Raw genomic sequence first — 1043 nt, forward strand, 5'->3', positions numbered from 1 at the left:
CTGGCTGGCCGACCACGTCACCGACTTCACCGGCGAGACCGACAAGGAGATGCCCTGATGTCCGCCAACCGCCGTTTCCGCCGCGTCGTCCGCATCGGCCCCGTCCAGGTCGGCACCTACTACGACGGCCGGGGCCGCGAGAAGCACACCGCCGCCTGCACGGCTCCGCGGTGCGGCTTTGCCACCGACTACGACAGCCGCGCCGCCGCCGAGCTGGCCGCGCGCACCCACCGCTGCCGCGTCCGCTGAGGAGCTCCCGTGACCGTCTCGCTGCCGCTCGTCTTCGTCCTGGGCGTCATCGCCTGGGCCGCGATCAAGTTCCTCGGCATCCGCCTCTGGGTCGCCGTCGTGATCGCGCTGTTCGGCTTCTGGCTCTCGCACACCATCCTCGCCCCGGCCATCGAGTCCGGCACCCGCTCCGGGGTCGACGTCGTCAACGGCACCCACGAATAACACCCCGACCGACAAGGAGTCCCGCGATGTTCCGCCCCAAACTGCCCGACACCCCGCACGTCCCGAGCATCACCACCCACATCCCGCAGGACCACGCCCCGGCTCGCGCCGCTGGCCGTTCGGTCGCCCCGTTCGTGGGGGTCGGCGCCGGTGCGGTTGCCGCCGTGGTCGTTGTCGGCGTCGTCCTCACCGCGCTCCTGGCGGCGGTCGCCGTCTCGGCCGTGTCCGTGGCCATCGCCGCTGTGGTCCTGCGCTCTCTTGTCACTGGCGCCAACAGGCGCTGACCGGCCGCCGGGGCGGCAAACGCCGCCAAGCATCGCGCCGCCCCGGGGCCGTCCCTCCCAACTGCCGAAACAGCCGAAAGGAAGACCCATCATCACCCGGCAGACTCCGCCCCCGCTGGCGGAACTCTCCATGCTGGCCTCCCTCGGCACCATGCCCGAGCTGGCCCGCCAACTCTCCGGCCTGGGCGGCTGCACCAACCCCGTGCGCCTCGACGGCCACCGCACCGAGTACGCGGTCGACCGGACGACCGGAGAGATCGGGCGCGTCCTCCACCACCTCGACTCGTCCTCCCTGCYCGCCGGAAG

General features: G+C 72.2%; 3 protein-coding genes and 1 pseudogene. All 4 read left to right on the forward strand.

Annotated features, from left to right (window positions below; genetic code table 11):
* The first annotated feature begins 57 nt into the window (after positions 1 to 57).
* A complete protein-coding gene (locus tag CA983_RS44010) occupies positions 58 to 249 on the forward strand; it encodes a mobile element transfer protein (protein ID WP_086606144.1) in 192 nt (63 codons plus the stop codon).
* Between the two features lie 9 nt (positions 250 to 258).
* Positions 259 to 453, forward strand: coding sequence for a hypothetical protein (locus tag CA983_RS44015; RefSeq protein WP_030246370.1), 195 nt, complete (start codon positions 259 to 261; stop codon positions 451 to 453).
* Between the two features lie 26 nt (positions 454 to 479).
* Entirely contained in the window at positions 480 to 737 is a 258-nt protein-coding gene (locus CA983_RS44020) for a DUF6251 family protein (RefSeq protein ID WP_086600914.1), read from the forward strand.
* Between the two features lie 88 nt (positions 738 to 825).
* Positions 826 to 1043 (forward strand): annotated as a pseudogene (locus CA983_RS48735) (replication initiation protein); the annotation flags it as partial.

It is taken from the genome of Streptomyces swartbergensis (assembly GCF_002148965.1).
Lineage (GTDB): Bacteria > Actinomycetota > Actinomycetes > Streptomycetales > Streptomycetaceae > Streptomyces > Streptomyces swartbergensis.

Excerpts from the sequence above, each read along its gene's own strand:
- CA983_RS44010 (WP_086606144.1), top strand. The coding sequence starts at position 58 with ATGTCCGCCAACCGCCGTTTCCGCCGCGTCGTCCGCATCGGCCCCGTC.
- CA983_RS44020 (WP_086600914.1), top strand. The coding sequence starts at position 480 with ATGTTCCGCCCCAAACTGCCCGACACCCCGCACGTCCCGAGCATCACC.